Below are 16,732 nucleotides of genomic sequence, written 5' to 3'. Positions count from 1 at the left end.
CTCATGGCTCTGATCGCGTGGGGCATGGGGCCCCGAAGTCTGCGTCGGCACGTGTCGCGGCAAGGCCGTTCATCGTGTCACAGGCCATTATCGCACCAAGTGGGTCCGTTCACGGCATCCCATCGAGACCAGCGCGTTTTTGTCCGGCCTGTTCTCGCCACATCCATAGCCATCGCAGGGATAATCCTCAGTATGAGCGAGCAGCGCACCCGCCCCGTCGTCTACGCCGTCTGGCTGATCTTCGCGAGCGTGGTGGGCTGGTTCGCCGCCTTCCAGCTCCTCACCGAGAAGCTCGCCAAGCTCGAGAATCCCGACGCGGTGTCCAACTGCTACGTGAGCGTGATGATCCAGTGCGACGTCAACCTCAACTCGTGGCAGGGCGAGGTCTTCGGCTTCGCGAACCCGATCATCGGCCTCACACTGTGGATGGCGCCGCTGGTCGTCGGCGTGGCGCTGCTCGCCGGCGCGCGCTTCCCCCGTTGGTTCTGGCTGGCTTTCGGTGCCGGGATCACGTTCGCGTTCGGCTTCGTCGTCTGGCTCATCAGCCAGAGCCTGTACGCGCCGAACCTCGGCGTGTTGTGCCCGTGGTGCATGGCCACGTGGGCGGTCACCATCCCGACCTTCTTCGCGACCATGGTGCATCTCACCCGCAACGGCACGTTCACGAGCAGCGAGCGGGCGCAGGAGCGCGCGAACCGGCTGATGCCCTGGGTGCCGCTTGCGACGATCCTCGCCTACGCGTTGATCATCCTGCTCGTCCAGCTGCGCGGCCTCGACCTTCTCGGCGAGGTCATCGGCATGATCTTCTGATCCCGCTCCACGGAATGAGGAAACCCGCCGCCGATCCTCGGATCGACGGCGGGTTTCCTGTCTCGGAGCTCAGTCGAACCAGATGCCGAGCTCACGTGCGGCCGACTCGGGGCTGTCCGAGCCGTGCACGAGGTTCTGCTGCACCTTGAGGCCCCAGTCGCGGCCGAAGTCGCCGCGGATCGTGCCGGGGGCAGCCGTCGTCGGGTCGGTGGTCCCGGCGAGCGAGCGGAATCCCTCGATCACGCGGTTGCCCGCGAGACGGATGGCGACCGACGGACCCGAGAGCATGAACTCGAGCAGCGGCTCGTAGAACGGCTTTCCCTCGTGCTCGGCGTAGTGCTCGGCGAGCAGATCGCGGTCGGGCTCCACGAGGCGGATGTCGACGAGGGCGTATCCCTTCGCCTCGATGCGGGCGAGGATCGTGCCGGTGAGGCCGCGGGCGACACCATCGGGCTTGACGAGGACGAGGGTTTCTTCGGTGGCCATGTCATTCACTCTCTGTCTGAGTCTCGGTCGTGGGCTCGGCGGGGCGTCGTGCGTCCAGTCGGGCCCCTCCGATGGTCGCATACGCCCACATGCCGCCGAAAATCAGGACGACGAGCAGGATGGCCGGAACGAAGAACGCCGACAGCGCGACGATGGCCTGGACGACCCACCCGGCCGTGAGGGCCCAGGGCTTCGTGATCATTCCGGCGATCGCGATGCAGGCGATCGCGAGGACTGCACCGCCGACGATCCCCCACCACTGCTCGATGCCGGCAGGAAGCTGACGCAGGCCGAAGATCGTGAGTCCGACGAGGAACACCACGATCGCCTCGAACCCGAGCACGATGGGCGCGAGCTTCTGCACGAGTGTCCTCGGCGGGCGAGGCGCGCGTGCGGGAGCGGCATCCGCGTTCACGCGCGCCACCCCGACTTCCAGTCTTCTTCCTCGGCAAGGGCGATCGCCTCACCGGCGAGCACGACCGAGCCGGCGATCACGACGGCGCGGCGATCGGATGCGGCCGCCCACTCGCGCGCCGCGTCGGCAGCGTCGGAGAGGGAGTGATGCACGGTCGCCCGCTGACCCGCCTGCTCGACGAGGTCGGCGATCGCGTCGGCGTCGCTCGCGCGATCCGAGTCCGGCGCCGTGGCGAAAACGTGCGCGACGGCGGGAGCGAGTCGGCCGACGATGCCTCCGGCGTCCTTGTCGTCGAGCACACCGAGCACGAGGCCCCACTCGTCGAAGTCGAAGCTGTCGTCCAGCGCCTGGGCGAGAGCCGTGGCACCGTGCGGATTGTGGGCGGCATCGACGATCACGGTCGGCGCGATTCCGAGCAGCTGCAGCCGCCCCGGAGAGGTCGTGCCCTGGAGTCCATCGGAGATGATGTCGCCCGCGATCGCATGGGTCGCCCCGCCGATGAGCGACTCGACGGCGGCGACCGCGAGTGCCGCATTGTGCCCCTGGTGGGCTCCGTACAGCGGCAGGTACTCCTCGGCGTACTCCCCCGCGAGTCCGCGGATCGTGAGCAGCTGGCCGCCGACGGCGAGCTTCTGCTCCGTGATGCCGAACTCCTCGCCCTCGAAGGCGATGGTCGCGTTGCGCTCCGCCGCCACGCGACGCAGCACCTCGGCGGCCTCGGGAGGCTGCTGGGCGGAGACGACCGCCGCGCCCTCCTTGATGATGCCCGCCTTGACCTCCGCGATCTCGGCGATCGTGTCGCCGAGCCGATCCGCGTGGTCGATGTCGATCGGCGCGAACACCGCTACGTCGCCGTCGGCCGTGTTCGTGGAGTCCCACTCCCCACCCATGCCGACCTCGAGCACCAGCACATCCACCGGCGCATCCGCCACGGCGACGAACGCCAGGACCGTCAGCAGCTCGAAGAAGGTCAGCGGCGCATCGCCCGCGGCCTCGAACTCCGCGTCCACGATGTCGACGAACGGCTCGATCTCATCCCACGCGTCGGCGATCGCCTCGTCGGCGATCGGCTCGCCGTCGATCATGATGCGCTCCGTGAAACGCTCCAGGTGCGGGCTGGTGAACAGACCTGTGCGCAGGTCATGCGCGCGCAGCAGGCTCTCGATCATGCGCGCCGTCGAGGTCTTGCCGTTCGTGCCCGTGATGTGGATCACGCGGTAGGTGCGCTGCGGGTCGTCCAGGAAGGCGAGGATGCGCGCGGTGCGCTCCTTGCGCGGCTGCACCCAGCGCTCCCCCGCACGGCTCAGCAGCGCCTCGTAGACGGCGTCCGCTCGTTCCCTCTCGCTCATGCTCCGGCCTTTCCGCTCGCGACCGCAGTCGCATCGATCGTCACGATCACCGGGGCCTTCGTCGCACCGAGCGCACGCGCTCCCGAGCGGAAGACGCCGTCGCCGGGGCTCGTGACCTCATCGACCAGGGTCTCGAGGTCGTCGGTCGGCTGCACGGCGAAGGCGACCGCGAGGGTCTCCGCGGCGATCAGCTCCGCATGGGCCTCCAGCGCGGCGGCGTCGTCGGGCGACGCGTTCAGTGCCAGGACGATGCGGTCGCTGACGTCGAGACCCGCATTCTTCCGCGCCTCCTGGACCACGCGGATCGCGTCGCGGGCGAGCCCCTCGGCCTCGAGCTGCAGCGTGGTCTGCGTGTCGAGCAGCACGAACCCGCCCGAGGGAACGATCGCCAGCGCCTCGCCGTCCGGACGCCCGGTGGTCTCCAGCGCGAGGTCGTACTCGGTGGGCTCCAGGGCGATTCCGCCCGCGGTGACGACCCCTCCCTCCTCGGACCAGTCCCCCGCCTTGGCGGCCTTGATCACGGTCTGCACGTTCTTGCCGAGGCGCGGACCCGCGGCACGCGCATTCACGCTCAGGCGGTGCGTGATGCCGTATTCGACGGCGGTCGTGTCCTGCAGGGCGACGAGCTCGACCGACTTGACGTTGAGCTCCTCGCGCAGGATGTCCTCGAACTGCCCCAGCGTTCCGGCCAGCGGCGACACGACGGTCAGACGTGCCAGCGGGAGGCGCACGCGCAGCTTCTCCTTCTTGCGCAGAGCGTTGCCGACGCTCGAGAGCTCGCGCACCGCATCCATCGCGTCACGGATCTCGTCGGCGGCCGGGAACTGCGTGTCATCCGGCCAGTCGGTCAGGTGCACACTGCGCCCGCCGGTGAGGCCCTGCCACACGCGCTCACTGATCAGCGGCACGAGCGGTGCCGCGACGCGGGTGAGCGTCTCGAGCACGGTGTAGAGCGTGTCGAAAGCCTCGCGGCTCTTCGGGTCCTCGGTGACACCGACCCAGAAGCGGTCGCGCGAGCGACGGATGTACCAGTTCGTCAGCACCTCGGCGAAGTCGCGCAGGCGCGCCGATGCCGTGGTCGAATCGAGCCCTTCCAGGTCCGCTCGAACCTCGCGCACGAGGTCACCGAGGCGAGCCAGGATGTAGCGGTCGAGCACATCCGTGGAATCCGTGCGCCATTCGGCCTCGTAGCCGTCGACACCGGACGCGTTCGCGTAGGTGGCGAAGAAGTACCAGGAGTTCCACAGCGGCAGCAGGAACTCGCGGACGCCGGAGCGGATGCCCTCTTCGGTCACCGCGAGGTTGCCGCCGCGCAGCACGGAGCTCGACATCAGGAACCAGCGCATCGCGTCGGAGCCGTCGCGATCGAGCACCTCGGAAACGTCCGGGTAGTTGCGCAGCGACTTCGACATCTTGTACCCGTCGCTGCCCAGCACGATGCCGTGGCAGCTGACACCGGTGAACGCCGGGCGGTCGAACAACGCCGTCGACAGCACGTGCATGACGTAGAACCAGCCGCGGGTCTGACCGATGTACTCGACGATGAAGTCCGCCGGCGCGTGCGAGTCGAACCACTCCTGGTTCTCGAACGGGTAGTGCACCTGGGCGTAGGGCATCGAACCCGAGTCGAACCACACGTCGAAGACGTCTTCGATCCGTCGCATCGTGCTCTTGCCCGTGGGGTCGTCGGGGTTCGGGCGCGTCAGGTCGTCGATGTACGGGCGGTGCAGGTCGATCTCGCCCTCGGGGTTGCGCGGCAGCGTGCCGAAGTCGCGCTCCAGATCCTCCAGCGAGCCGTAGGCGTCGACGCGCGGGTACTCCGGGTCGTCGCTCTTCCAGATCGGGATCGGCGAACCCCAATAGCGGTTGCGGCTGATCGACCAGTCGCGCGCCCCCTCGAGCCACTTGCCGAACTGACCGTGCTTCACGTTCTCCGGCACCCAGGTGATCTGCTCGTTGTTCGCGAGCATGTCGTCCTTGATGTCCGTCACGCGGATGAACCAGCTCGACACGGCCTTGTAGATCAGGGGATTCCTGCAGCGCCAGCAGTGCGGGTACGAGTGCTCGTAGCTCTGCAGACGGATCAGACGACCGTTCTCGCGGATCAGGCGCACCAGCGGCGTGTTCGCGTCCATCCACAGCTGACCCGCCACATCGGTGACGTTCGGGAGGAACTTCCCGCCGTCGTCGAGAGACAGGATCGTGGGGATACCGGCCGCGCCCGCGACCCGCTGGTCGTCCTCACCGTAGGCCGGGGCCTGGTGAACGATGCCGGTGCCGTCGCTGACCGTGACGTAGTCGTCGACCAGGATGCGCCAGGCGTTCTCGGTGCCGTACGTCTCGGTGTCGGCGTAGTAGTCGAACAGACGGTCGTAGGTGACGTCCTGCAGCTCGGCGCCGCGGACGGTGGCGTCGACCGCGGCGAGCGCCTCCTCCGCACTCTCGTATCCGAGGTCCTTCGCGTAACCGCCGACGAGCTCACGGGCGAGCAGGTAGCGATGCGCGGACGACTCGATCGCGGCGTCCGTGGTCCCGGCGACCTGATGCACGTCGGCCGCGCCGAGGGGACCGGCCGGCAGCACGACGTACTCGATCTCCGGTCCCACGGCGAGCGCGAGGTTCGTCGGCAGGGTCCAGGGCGTGGTCGTCCAGGCGAGGGCGCGCACTCCCGTGAGCCCGAGCGACTCGGCCTTGGCCCCGGTCAACGGGAAGGTCACCGTGACGGAGGGGTCCTGACGCATCTGGTACACGTCGTCGTCCATGCGCAGCTCGTGGGCGCTGAGCGGGGTCTCATCACGCCAGCAGTACGGCAGCACGCGGTAGCCCTCGTAGGCGAGGCCCTTGTCGTACAGCGTCTTGAACGCCCAGAGCACGCTCTCCATGTACCCGAGGTCGAGCGTCTTGTAGCCGCGATCGAAGTCGACCCAGCGCGCCTGGCGGGTGACGTAGTCCTGCCACTCGTGCGTGTAGGCGAGCACGGAGCTCTTCGCCTTCGCGTTGAAGACGTCGATGCCCATCTCCTCGATCTCGGCCTTCTCGGTGATGCCGAGCTGCTTCATCGCCTCGAGCTCGGCGGGAAGTCCGTGCGTGTCCCAGCCGAAGACCCGGTCGACCTTGTGGCCGGTCATGGTCTGGAAGCGCGGGAACACGTCCTTGGCGTACCCGGTGAGGAGGTGGCCGTAGTGCGGCAGGCCGTTCGCGAACGGCGGGCCGTCGTAGAACACCCACTCCGGCGATCCCTCACGCTGCTCGATCGAGGCGCGGAAGGTGTCGTCGTCCTTCCAGAACGCGAGCACCTCCTCCTCGATCTGCGGGAAGCGGGGGCTGGGCGCGACGGAATCGGCGGCGGGGCCGAAGGAGGAACGGGGGTAAGTCATCGTGTCTCGCAGTGGTCGTCGTGGCGGATGCTCCTGCGAGGACGACCCTCACGGACCGCGGTACCACCTCGCGTGCCACGCCTTGCGACGCGACCACTCTCACTGCGGCTGTGACGGGCCTGCCCCGCTCGGTTCTACTGAGCACACCCCGGGGGATGCGCCGTTCTTCCGAGAGCTCCCCGGTGATGCCGGATCGATGCTCGTCCCTCCAGTGTACGCGGGTCCCGCGCGGTGGGCCGCCCTGCGCTTCCCGCGCTTCCCGCCGTCCTGCGCTTCCGCGGACTTTCGCGCTTCCCGCGGCCTTTCGCGCTTCCCGCGGTCGAAATCGAGGAGATTGGCCGAACAAAAGACGAAAGGCCGAGGGAGCGACGCCTCCGAATACCGACAGGCCCCGTGCCCCGTGCACGTCTCGGCGACTCAGGCCTCGTGCATCCCCTGCGCGACGGCGCGCATGATCAGGTCCTGCACTGCTGGCCACTCGAACATCATCTGAGAGTACGAGACTCGGATGACGTGGTATCCCCCGAGCTTCAACACAGCGTCATGCCGGATGTCTTCACTGCGCTGTGCACCGACATGATGCCCACCGTCGATCTGGATGACGAGGCGGCTGCCGATCAGAGCGTCGACACGGTGACCTGCGATCCAGATCTGAGCGCGCACGGGCACCCGGAGCCAGCGGAGCCGCTCGCGGAGGTACGTCTCCAATCCCGCATCCGAGAAGGGCGTGGCGGTCGCCAGAACTCGACGAGCGGCTGGTCTCCAGGGAAGGCCCCTCAGGTCCTCGATCTTCACAAGCGATCTGTTCAATGCGGACTCCCACGTGGCGAGCGCCTGCTCAAACGGTTCGCACTCGGCGATGTGCGCCAGCACGTTCTCTACCGGATCGACCAACGCGTCAGGGTGACGCGGGATGACCGGTGCTCCCCAGTGCACTTTGGCTCGGAGGTCGCGCCGACTCGCAGAGTTCGTCCCGACGGCGACGTGCGGGACACCGTTCGGGTCATGCACCCAGAGCCCGAGGCGGCCGGCCTGAGTCCGACAGGTGAGTACCACCCCGTGTCGGGCTGCGCCCAGCAGGAGCGGGTCGGCCGTGGGCGAGGCGAGCCATCCACGTCGAGGACGGGTGATGGCTCCGGCTCTGAGCGCAGCTTCCACTGCCGTCCTGCCGAACCCGAGATCAGCGACGCGTCCGGACCGCACGATACCGCCGGGGCGACTGTGAGTCGACAGCCTGCAGCGCCCGGCAGGAAGTCGGAGCGTGCGACTCGGGTGTGAATCTGCGTGCCGAGGCCGGGGCCGGGGCGGTGTCTGTGCCAGGCCATAGCCTCGGAGCATGGCCCGCACGACAGAGTCCCCCGCACCGCCCCGCATCAGCGACCCCGATCTGCCCCGGGAGTTCGAGCCCGCATCCCCCGCGCGCAGCGCCGACATCATCGCCGCGAGCCTCGAGCTCAGCGGAACGGTGGACCTCGCCTACGCGACACTCGAACAGTGCACCGTGTCGGCGGATGCCGAAGCCGTCGACCTCACGGGCGCGACGGTGGTCGACGTCGAGATGTCCGGGGCACGCATCGCTTCACTGCGGATGCGCGACACCGGTGTGCGACGACTGCGGATCGCTGGCGGCCGCATCGGCACCCTCGACCTCAGCGAGGCACGCATCTCGGAACTCGAGCTGCGTGACGTACGGATCGACTACCTCAACCTCGGTGCCGCGAAGGTGACCGACCTCGAGATCTCCGGCTGCGCGATCCGCACGATCGACATGCCGCAGGCCGACCTCACCCGCGTCCGGTTCACCGCCACGACCAGCGACGAGGTCGACCCGCGGGGCATGCGCGCCACAGACGTCGATCTGCGCGGTCTCGATGCGATGACCTATCTCGACGCCAACAGCCTCCGCGGGACGACACTCTCGTCGTTCCAGGTGCAGCAGCTGGCGCCCGTGATCGCGGCGGGCCTGGGCATCCAGATCAAGGACTGACGGGACCGCTCGCCTCCCGCAGCTCTCGCGTGAACGGATGCTGCGGCGCCGCGAACACCTCGGCGGTCGCGCCCTGCTCCACGATCCGGCCATCCTGCATGACGAGCACCTCGTCGGCGACGGCTCCGACCACATCGAGGTCGTGCGAGACGAGGATCATCGTCAGTTTCCGTTCTTGCTGCAGTCGGGCGAGCAGCTGCAGCACGCGTTCGCGGACCGAGGGGTCGAGCGCCGACACGGGTTCGTCGAGGACGAGCACCTCGGGGTCGGCGGCGAGCGCACGGGCGATCGCCGCGCGCTGACGCTGCCCGCCGGAGAGCGCGCGAGGACGACGGTCGGCGAGTTCGGGTGCGAGGCCGACCTCGTCCAGCAGCTCGGCGACCCGCTCGGCCCGTCTGCCCCGGGGCACGCCCGCGGCCTCGAGCCCCTCGCGCAGGGAGCGCCCGATCGTCCATCGGGGGTCGAAGGCACCGAGTGGGTTCTGGTGCACGAGCTGCACCCGCGGCTCGCCGATCCAGCGCAGCGAGCCGGCGTCCGGCTGCTCGACACCGACGATCATCCGCGCCAAGGTCGTCTTCCCTGATCCGGACTCCCCCACGACGCCGAGCGTCCGGCCCGCCATGACGGTGAACGACGCCTCGATGACCGCCGGCACCGCGTCGAAGCTCTTCGAGACTCCGTCCACGACCAGCACCGGCGCCGACTCCGTCCGCACCCCCGCTCGGGGTTCGTGGATCGTCGCCGCGATCAGCTGACGCGTGTACTCGTGCTGCGGGCTCTCCAGCACCTCGGACACCGGGCCGGACTCGACCACCTGCCCGCCCTTCATGACCAGCACCCGGTCCGCGAGCCGCCGGACGGCCGCGAAGTCGTGGCTGATGAAGACGAGCGCGGTCCCGGCGTCCGTGATATCGCGCAGCAGGCCGAGGATCCGCGCCTGCACCGTGGCGTCCAGCGCCGTCGTCGGCTCATCAGCCACGAGGACGACAGGAGATGCGGCGATCGCGGAGGCGATCAATGCCCGCTGTCGGAGTCCGCCCGAGAGCTCGTGCGCATACTGCCGGGAGCGACGCTCCGCATCCGGCATCCACACCCGCCGCAGAAGCTCTCGCACCCGGGCGGCGAGCGCTGCCCGGCCCCGCACGATACCGTGCAGGCGCAACGGCTCCGCCACTTCCGCACCGATGCGGCGGAGCGGATCGAGCGAGACCAGGGCGTCCTGCGAGACGAGGCCGATGCCGGCGCCACGGAGCCCCCGCCAGCCGCGCTCGGAAAGCGTCGCCGCATCCCTTCCGTCGACGGTGAGCGTGTCGACCGTCACCGTCGCATCCGACGGCGTGAGCCCGAGGAGTGCGCGCGCGGTGAGTGTCTTGCCCGCTCCGGATTCCCCGACGATCGCGACGCACTCCCCCGGCTCCACCGCGAACCCGACACCGTCGACGACCGGGTCCGCGCCGAACGCGATCCGCAGTCCCCGCACCTCCAGCGCACTCACGACGTCCGCCCTTCTGCGCGTGCCCGCAGGATGCGCCCGAGGACAGTCGCCGAGATGACGGTGAGGGTGATGGCGATTCCGGGGAAGACCGCGATCCACCATGCCTGTCCCAGCACGTTGCGTCCTCCGGCGAGCATCAGCCCCCATTCGGGCGTCGGCTCGGACGGGCCGAGACCGAGGAAGCTCAGGCCCGCCGCGGCCAGGATGCTCGACCCGATGCCGATCGTCGCGAGCACACTCAGCGCCCCGAGCACACCGGGGACGACGTGACGCGTGAACGCCTTCACCCTCGGTACGCCCAGGATGCGCGCGGCTTCGACGTGCTCGGCGACCCGCAGGGTCTGCGTCTGCACGCGAGCGAGCCGGATGTAAACGGGCACCGCGGCGAGAGTGACCGCGATCGCGATGTTCACCGGCCCCGGCCCCAGCACCGCGACCACGACGAGAGCGACGAGGAACTCGGGAAACGCCATCAGCACGTCGTTGACCCGCATCACGGTGGTGTCCACCGCTCGGGGTGCGACCCCGGCGAGAGCTCCGATGACGAGGCCGACCGCCAGCGCGACCGCCGTGGCGAGAAGCCCGATCCCCAGCGAGCGCCCAGCCCCGTAGACGACACGCGAGTAAACGTCGCGACCGCTCTGGTCGGTGCCGAAGAGATGCTCGGCACTCGGCGGGAGCAGCGCCGAGCGGACGTCGGTCTGCAGCGGATCGTGAGTCGCGAGCATTCCGGGGAAGACGGCGGCGAAGACGATCAGGGTGAGCATCGCCACGGCCGCCCACAGCAGCACGCGCTGCGCACGCTTCATCGGACACCTCCGGCTCGGGCCGCTCCGACGCGTGGATCGATGAGGGGATGCACGAGTTCGATCACGAGGTTCACCACGACGAACACCAGGGCGCTCAGGAGGATGATGCCGGTGATGACCGGAAGGTCCCGGTCGCTGATCGCGGCCAGCGTGACACGGCCGAGTCCCGGACGGGCGAACACGGTCTCGACGAGCACGGCACCACCGAGCACGGAACCCGTGAGGTACGCGGCGAGCGTGATGGCGGAGGCCGCGCCGTGACGCAGCCCATGACGCACCGTGAACCACGAGGGACTGGAACCGCGGGCACGCACGGTCTCCGCGAACGGCATCCGCTCCGCCTGCATCAGGCCGTCCCGCAGCACCTGACTCAGCAACGCCGCGACCGGAAGGGCGAGGGTGATCGCCGGCAGCACGAGAGTGGCCGGGTTCCGCGCCCCCGAGACGGGGAACCAGCCCAGGCCGAAGGCGAAGACGCTGAGCAGGATGAGCCCGATCCAGAACACGGGTGACGACAGCACGACCAGTTCGATGCCCGCGGCGATGGTACGAGCCACCTGGCCGCGCACCAGCACCGCGACGGAGAGCGCCAGCACCAGGGCGATGAGGAGCGCGAGCGCCGAGAGCTGCACCGTCGCGCCGAGCTGGCGTCCGATGACTTCGGACACCGGCAACCGCAGCTGGTACGACTCGCCCAAGTCTCCGCGGGCCAGCTGCCCGATGAAGCCGACGTACTGCTCGAGCGGCGGCCGATCCAGCCCGAGGTCGGCGCGGATCCCGTCTTTCACCGCCTCGCTGACCTGCGCCTGGGGGCCGAGCATCACCGACACGGGATCACCGGGGATCACCCGGAACGCGAGGAACGCGACGGAGGCGGCGCCCCACAGGACGATGACGACGGATGCAGCGAGGCCGGCGACGCGGACGAGAGCAGCCTTCACCACCCCCGCCTTCCGCTCAGCCGGCGGTTCAGCCGACGGTCACATCGTAGAACAGCGGTCGACCGTACAGGTCGTACTGCAGTCCCTCGACGCGCTCGCCGACCGCGGTGATCGCCGACGGGCTGTACAGCGGCACGATGGCGGTGTGCTCGGCGTTCCACTGCTGCAGCTGCGCGTAGAGCTCGTCGCGCTCGTCCTGGTCGCTGCTGGCCACGGCCTGCTCCAGCAGTGCGTCGATCTCGGGATCGCTCACCTGCGACGCGTTCTGGATGCCGTCGGTGTGCAGGTGGCTGCGCAGCAGGTCGGGGTCGACGCCCGAGAAACCCCAGTCGGTGAGGTCGAACGTCTTCGGCTCGTACTGCGCGTTGTAGGCGCCGGGTTCGAGCACCTCGCGCTTCACCTCGAAGCCGATCCCCTTGAGGTCGGACTGGATCGCGTTGGCGAGCGCCGCGCGGTCGTCGGGCACCGGCGTCCAGGCGATCCAGCGCACCGACAGCCGCTCGCCGTCCTTCATGCGGATGCCATCGGTGTCGCGCTCGGTCCATCCGGCTTCGTCGAGAAGCGCGTTCGCGGCGTCCTGGTCGAACGGCCAGCTGCCCTCGAGCGAGGAGTCGTAGCCCGGGGTCGTCGACCCGAGGATGCTCCATGCACGCGGGAACTGTCCGAAGTAGATCTCTTCGACCGCCGCGTCGATGTCGATGCCGCGGGCGAAAGCCTGACGCACCTTCTCGTCGGCGAAGGCGCCGTACTTCTCGTTGAGGTACAACGAGTACGGCAGACCGGGGTACTCGATCGAGTCGACCGTGACGCCGTCGCCGAGGTCCTGCGCGAGGTTCGGCGGGATGTTGCTGGCGAGGTCGGCCTCGCCGCTGGTCACCACGCCCGTGCGTACGGAGGCCTCGGGCTGGATCTCGACGCGGAGCGTCTCGAACTTCGGCGCCTTCGTGTCGTGCGGGCCCCAGGCGTACTCGTCGTTGCGGGTGTAGACGAGCTCCTGGTCGGGCGTGTACTCCGTGAGCACGAACGGACCGGTGCCGACGGTGATGCCGGGGCCGCCCGCCTTGAGCTTGTCGGCTGACTCCTCGAGCACTGCCGGCGAGTAGAACCCGAGCTGGGGCGTGCTGGCCGCCTGCAGGAAGGGCGCGTACGGCTGGGTGAAGGAGACCTTCACCGTGTGGTCGTCGATGACCTCGGTGCCCTCGTAGAAGGCCGCGCCCAGCATGCTCGCCGCCTGCGCCGAAACCGTCGCGGGGTCGACGATGCGGTCGAAGTTCGCCTTGACCGCCGCCGCGTCGAAGGGCTCGCCGTCGGTGAACGTCACGTCGTCGCGGAGCGTGAAGGTGTACTCGGTGCTGTCCGGCGAGACCTCCCACTCCTTCGCCAGCCACGGCGTGAATGTGCCGTCGGTCTCCTGGAAGACGAGCGAGTCGAGCACCGCCCGTTGCACCATGCCCGACACGTCGAGCTGGCTGATCTGCGGGTCCATGTGCCCGGCGGACAGGTTCGCGCCCTCGATGGACCAGACGAGTTCTCCCTCGCCCTCGCCTTCCGAGGCAGGGGCCGCGCAGGCGCTCAGTACCAGGGCGGTGGCGGCGGCGAGCGCAGCGAAGGGCAGGAGACGGCGCACGGGTTTTGCGGGCATGACGATCCTCAGAACGGACGGGGCGGGATGCGTCTATTCTACGGCGATTTCTTGGACTGGGTCGAAAAGCATGCCCCCGCGGCTCCGGGGCTCCTCACTCCCCGTCGAACACGATGCGATGGCGGTCAGCGGGCGAGACGATCTCGTCCTTCGTCCTCGTCTCGCCGTGGACGATGACGGCGACATCCAGGTTCTGCACGCGAGGCCGGGGCACACCCACCAGGCGCGCTTGCACGCGCAGGTCCGCCCTCTCCCCGGCGATCCGCCAGCGCAGCTCGGCCTCGGTGGCGGATGCGATCACCCGCTCGGCGAAAGGCTTCTGAACGGGGTGCATGCCGCCGATCGTGGCGATGTGGGCCGCAAGGCGGGAATCACGGATGCCCGGCGGCACATCCTCGAGGACGTGATCGGCCAGGCCCGGATACTCGGCGGCGGATCGGCCCTCTCGGATGGCGTCATCGATCGCCCGTGCCGCGGTCACGGTCTCCGGCCACGGCCGCACCACGGCCGACGGCGCGTCGGCACCGTCGAGCGCGTCCTGCAGTGCGGCACCGGCCACACGCCGTGCACCGAACTCGTCCGAGTTCCCGAACGCCACCGCGCCGATGCCGGTCGCCGCATGCCAGCGCATGTGGGCGGAGAAGCCCGGAAGGCCCCCGGAGTGCTGCACGATACGGCCGAACCGCCGGTCCTGCTCCACGAAGAGTCCGTACCCGTAGCCGGCACCGGCGAGGTCGCGTCCGTCGAACATCCCCGATGGCACGTCGATGGGTGTCCTCGGCTGCTGCATCTCGATCCGCGAGGAGGGCGCGAGCACGTGCGGCGCGAGCGGGTCGTCGGTGAAGGCCGAACCGAGGAACCACATCCAGGTGGCGATGTCGTCCACGGTGCTGAACATGCTCCCGATGCAGCCGAGGGCGCCGGTGCGCACATACGGCTCGGGGTGGAAGGTCGCGCCGTCGTCGAAGGTGCGGAAGCCGCGGGCCAGGGTGTCGTGCGCGTAGCCGTCCGCCGAATGGGCGGTGCTCGTCAGTCCCAGTGGCTCGAGCAGTGTCTCCCGCACCACGTCCTCGACGGCTCGTCCGGTGACGGCCTCGACCGCCGCGCCGACCAGCGACTGCCCGAGATTGGAGTACTGGTACGTGGTTCCGGGCGCGGCGGAGAGCAGCATCCCCTCGGAGAACAGCGCAGCGATCTCCGCTCGGGAGTCGCCCAGGTGGCGGTCGACCCAGGCGTTGTCCTCGCCGAGCCCCGACCGGTTGGAGAGCAGCAGGTCTCCGGTGAGCAGGGCATCCGCGCCCCGGTGCCTGGCGCGCACGGCGGGGAGATACTCGGTGATCGGGGCATGGAGATCGAGGGCGCCGCTGTCGCGCAGGGCGAGTGCCGTCGCGGCGAGAAAGCTCTTCGACATCGATGCGATCCGGAACACGGTGTCCCGACTCGTCGTCGCGGCGTCGGCGCGCGGATGTCCGTGGGCGCGGACACCCCGCACCTCCCCGCGCTCGCACACGGCGACGATCGATGCGGGGGCGGTCCGACGCGCCCTCTCGTCCAGCCCGCGCCGGAGGGCGCGGTCCACCGTCGTCGTCGCGAGCGGAGCGGCCGCCGCGTTCACCCGCGCCCTCCGACCAGGATCTCGTCCGCGAACGCCTCGACGATCGCACGGCTGACCTCGGTGTTGTGCGCGTCGACCTCCTCGGCGGCGGCGATCAGGCGCGCCAAGGATCGTCCTTCTCCGCGCAAGGCGGCATCGTCCCAGCGGGCGAGATCGGCAGCCGAGGCCTCGGGGTGGAACTGCACGCCGCGGACGTGCCGCCCCAGCCGGAAGGCCTGAATCTCGATGGCTTCGCTGGATGCGAGCAGCACCGCCCGCGGCGGCAGACGGGTGATCATGTCCTGGTGGTTCTCGATCATCGGGGCACCGTCGCCGAGCGTCGCGATCACCGCGTCCTCCCGGCCGGACGGGGTCGGACGGATGGGCGTCGCCCCGCGCTCGACGGGGCCGGTCTTCGCCTTCACCTCTCCTCCGGCCACGTGCGCGAGCACCTGCGCGCCCAGGCAGATGCCGAGCGTCGGGAGGTCGTGGTCGATGGCCTCGGCGGCGAGCGCGCGCTCGACCGCGAGCCAGGGCGCACGGTCGTCCTCGTCCGGCATCAGGCCGCCGCCGAGGAGCACCAGTCCGGCGTAGCCGTCGAGAGTGGCGGGGAGCTCCTCCTCCGCTGCGACCACGGCGTCGACCGCGATGCCGCGGTCGACGAGCCAGGCCCCGAGGCGCCGCGGTCCGGAGCTCGCGGAGTTGACGACGACGAGCACGCGCGGGCTCACAGCGCTCCCTCCCGCGTCGACACATCGACGGCGGGCACCAGCGCGGCGGTCGCGGGCGGTGCGGCCCGCCCTGCCAGGAAGGACTCGTGATCGCGATCGGAGGCCTCCAGGACCCGGAGCACGTTCTCGTGCGCGAGGCCGGCGAGTTCGGCCTCCGACCATCCCCGCGCTCGCAGCTCTGCGAACAGCACCGGGTAGCCGGAGACGTCGGCGAGCCCGTCCGGCATCGCATCGGTGCCGTCATAGTCCGCGCCGATGCCGACGGCGTGTGGTCCCGCGACCCGTCGGATGTGGTCGAGGTGATCGGCGACGTCGCGGACGCTCACGGCCGGCGCCTCGCCCTCGCCTCCGGCCTCCCACCAGTCGCGGCGGGCCTGCGAGACGAACGTGGGTACGAAAGCGACCATCACCACTCCGCCCTGGGCACCGATCGCGGCGAGCACGTCGTCGGGGACGTTGCGCGGGTGATCGCAGAGGGCGAGAGCACCGGAGTGGCTCACCATCACGGGGCGGGTGGTCTCCTCGAGGGCGTGACGCATCGTCGTCGGGGCCACGTGGGAGAGATCGACGAGGACCCCGATGCGGTTCATCTCGCGCACGACCTCGCGGCCCCACGCACTGAGACCGCCGTGATGCGCGTCGTCGGTCGCGGAGTCGGCCCAGGTGGTCGTCCGCGACCAGGTGAGCGTCATGTACCGCGCCCCCAGACGGGCGTACTGGCGCAGCACCGCGAGCGAACCGCCGAGCTGGCTGCCGCCTTCGATGCCGATGAGCGAGGCGATCCGCCCTTCCGCCATCGCCTGGCGCACATCCGCTGCGGTCCGCGCGAAGGCGAGGCGCTCGGGGTGCGCGTCGACCAGACGGTGTACGAAGTCGATCTGCTCCAGCGTTCCGACGACCTGCTCGGCGCCCTGCAGCACCGGATCGACCCATACCGACCAGAACTGTCCGGCCACCCCGCCGATCGCGAGCCGGGGAAGGTCGGTCTGCGTCGACGGCACGCCGTCCGCGAGTTCCTCCACCCCGTACCCGAGCAGGGTCCTGCTCGCCCACGCCAGGTCGTTGTGTCCGTCGATCACACTGTCGAGCATCCGCT

General features: G+C 69.6%; 14 protein-coding genes. 2 read left to right on the top strand and 12 right to left on the bottom strand.

Annotation, left to right across the window (positions count from 1 at the left end; genetic code table 11):
* Positions 1-192: 192 nt before the first annotated feature.
* A complete protein-coding gene (locus GZ67_RS0111635; RefSeq protein ID WP_029261665.1) occupies positions 193-810 on the top strand; it encodes a vitamin K epoxide reductase family protein in 618 nt (205 codons plus the stop codon).
* A gap of 69 nt (positions 811-879) precedes the next feature.
* Here the strand turns inward: GZ67_RS0111635 and ndk are convergent, their stop codons facing one another.
* From ndk to GZ67_RS0111610, 5 genes are all read right to left on the bottom strand, one after another.
* Positions 880-1,296: a nucleoside-diphosphate kinase gene (gene ndk, locus GZ67_RS0111630; protein WP_029261664.1), complete on the bottom strand. Its 417-nt coding sequence runs from the start codon at positions 1,294-1,296 to the stop codon at positions 880-882.
* Between the two features lies 1 nt (position 1,297).
* Positions 1,298-1,720: a DUF4233 domain-containing protein gene (locus GZ67_RS0111625; RefSeq protein WP_029261663.1), complete on the bottom strand. Its 423-nt coding sequence runs from the start codon at positions 1,718-1,720 to the stop codon at positions 1,298-1,300.
* Positions 1,708-3,060 (bottom strand): bifunctional folylpolyglutamate synthase/dihydrofolate synthase, encoded by a 1,353-nt coding sequence (locus tag GZ67_RS0111620; RefSeq protein ID WP_029261662.1) that lies wholly within the window; start codon positions 3,058-3,060, stop codon positions 1,708-1,710. Before GZ67_RS0111620 ends, GZ67_RS0111625 begins: the two co-directional genes overlap by 13 nt.
* Positions 3,057-6,437, bottom strand: a complete 3,381-nt coding sequence (gene ileS, locus GZ67_RS0111615) for an isoleucine--tRNA ligase (RefSeq protein ID WP_029261661.1) — start codon at positions 6,435-6,437, stop codon at positions 3,057-3,059. The genes GZ67_RS0111620 and ileS overlap by 4 nt, the downstream gene beginning before the upstream one ends.
* A gap of 417 nt (positions 6,438-6,854) precedes the next feature.
* Complete coding sequence (locus tag GZ67_RS0111610; protein WP_231481785.1) at positions 6,855-7,595, bottom strand: endonuclease domain-containing protein; 741 nt, start codon at positions 7,593-7,595, stop codon at positions 6,855-6,857.
* A 178-nt stretch (positions 7,596-7,773) separates the two neighbouring features.
* On the opposite strand from GZ67_RS0111610, the gene GZ67_RS0111605 reads away from it, so the two are divergent.
* Positions 7,774-8,424 carry a pentapeptide repeat-containing protein gene (locus GZ67_RS0111605; RefSeq protein WP_029261659.1) on the top strand — a complete coding sequence of 217 codons (651 nt, stop codon included), beginning with the start codon at positions 7,774-7,776 and terminating at the stop codon, positions 8,422-8,424.
* Here GZ67_RS0111605 and GZ67_RS0111600 read toward each other — a convergent pair.
* From GZ67_RS0111600 to GZ67_RS0111570, 7 genes are all read right to left on the bottom strand, one after another.
* Positions 8,414-9,919, bottom strand: coding sequence for an ATP-binding cassette domain-containing protein (locus GZ67_RS0111600; RefSeq protein WP_029261658.1), 1,506 nt, complete (start codon positions 9,917-9,919; stop codon positions 8,414-8,416). The genes GZ67_RS0111605 and GZ67_RS0111600 overlap by 11 nt on opposite strands.
* Entirely contained in the window at positions 9,916-10,728 is an 813-nt protein-coding gene (locus GZ67_RS0111595) for an ABC transporter permease (protein WP_029261657.1), read from the bottom strand. Before GZ67_RS0111595 ends, GZ67_RS0111600 begins: the two co-directional genes overlap by 4 nt.
* On the bottom strand, positions 10,725-11,669 hold the full coding sequence (locus GZ67_RS0111590; protein ID WP_231481784.1) for an ABC transporter permease: 945 nt from the start codon (positions 11,667-11,669) through the stop codon (positions 10,725-10,727). Before GZ67_RS0111590 ends, GZ67_RS0111595 begins: the two co-directional genes overlap by 4 nt.
* 28 nt (positions 11,670-11,697) lie before the next feature.
* Positions 11,698-13,311 (bottom strand): ABC transporter substrate-binding protein, encoded by a 1,614-nt coding sequence (locus tag GZ67_RS0111585; RefSeq protein ID WP_029261655.1) that lies wholly within the window; start codon positions 13,309-13,311, stop codon positions 11,698-11,700.
* Positions 13,312-13,405: 94 nt separating this feature from the next.
* Complete coding sequence (locus tag GZ67_RS0111580) at positions 13,406-14,926, bottom strand: serine hydrolase domain-containing protein (protein ID WP_051662501.1); 1,521 nt, start codon at positions 14,924-14,926, stop codon at positions 13,406-13,408.
* On the bottom strand, positions 14,923-15,636 hold the full coding sequence (locus GZ67_RS0111575; protein ID WP_029261653.1) for a type 1 glutamine amidotransferase: 714 nt from the start codon (positions 15,634-15,636) through the stop codon (positions 14,923-14,925). The genes GZ67_RS0111580 and GZ67_RS0111575 overlap by 4 nt, the downstream gene beginning before the upstream one ends.
* Positions 15,633-16,727: a dipeptidase gene (locus GZ67_RS0111570; RefSeq protein ID WP_029261652.1), complete on the bottom strand. Its 1,095-nt coding sequence runs from the start codon at positions 16,725-16,727 to the stop codon at positions 15,633-15,635. The genes GZ67_RS0111575 and GZ67_RS0111570 overlap by 4 nt, the downstream gene beginning before the upstream one ends.
* Between the last annotated feature and the right edge of the window lie 5 nt (positions 16,728-16,732).

Source organism: Microbacterium sp. Cr-K20, from assembly GCF_000708325.1.
Lineage (GTDB): Bacteria > Actinomycetota > Actinomycetes > Actinomycetales > Microbacteriaceae > Microbacterium.
Note: the sequence above shows the minus strand (reverse complement) of the source record. Positions and strands in the feature narration are given on the sequence as shown.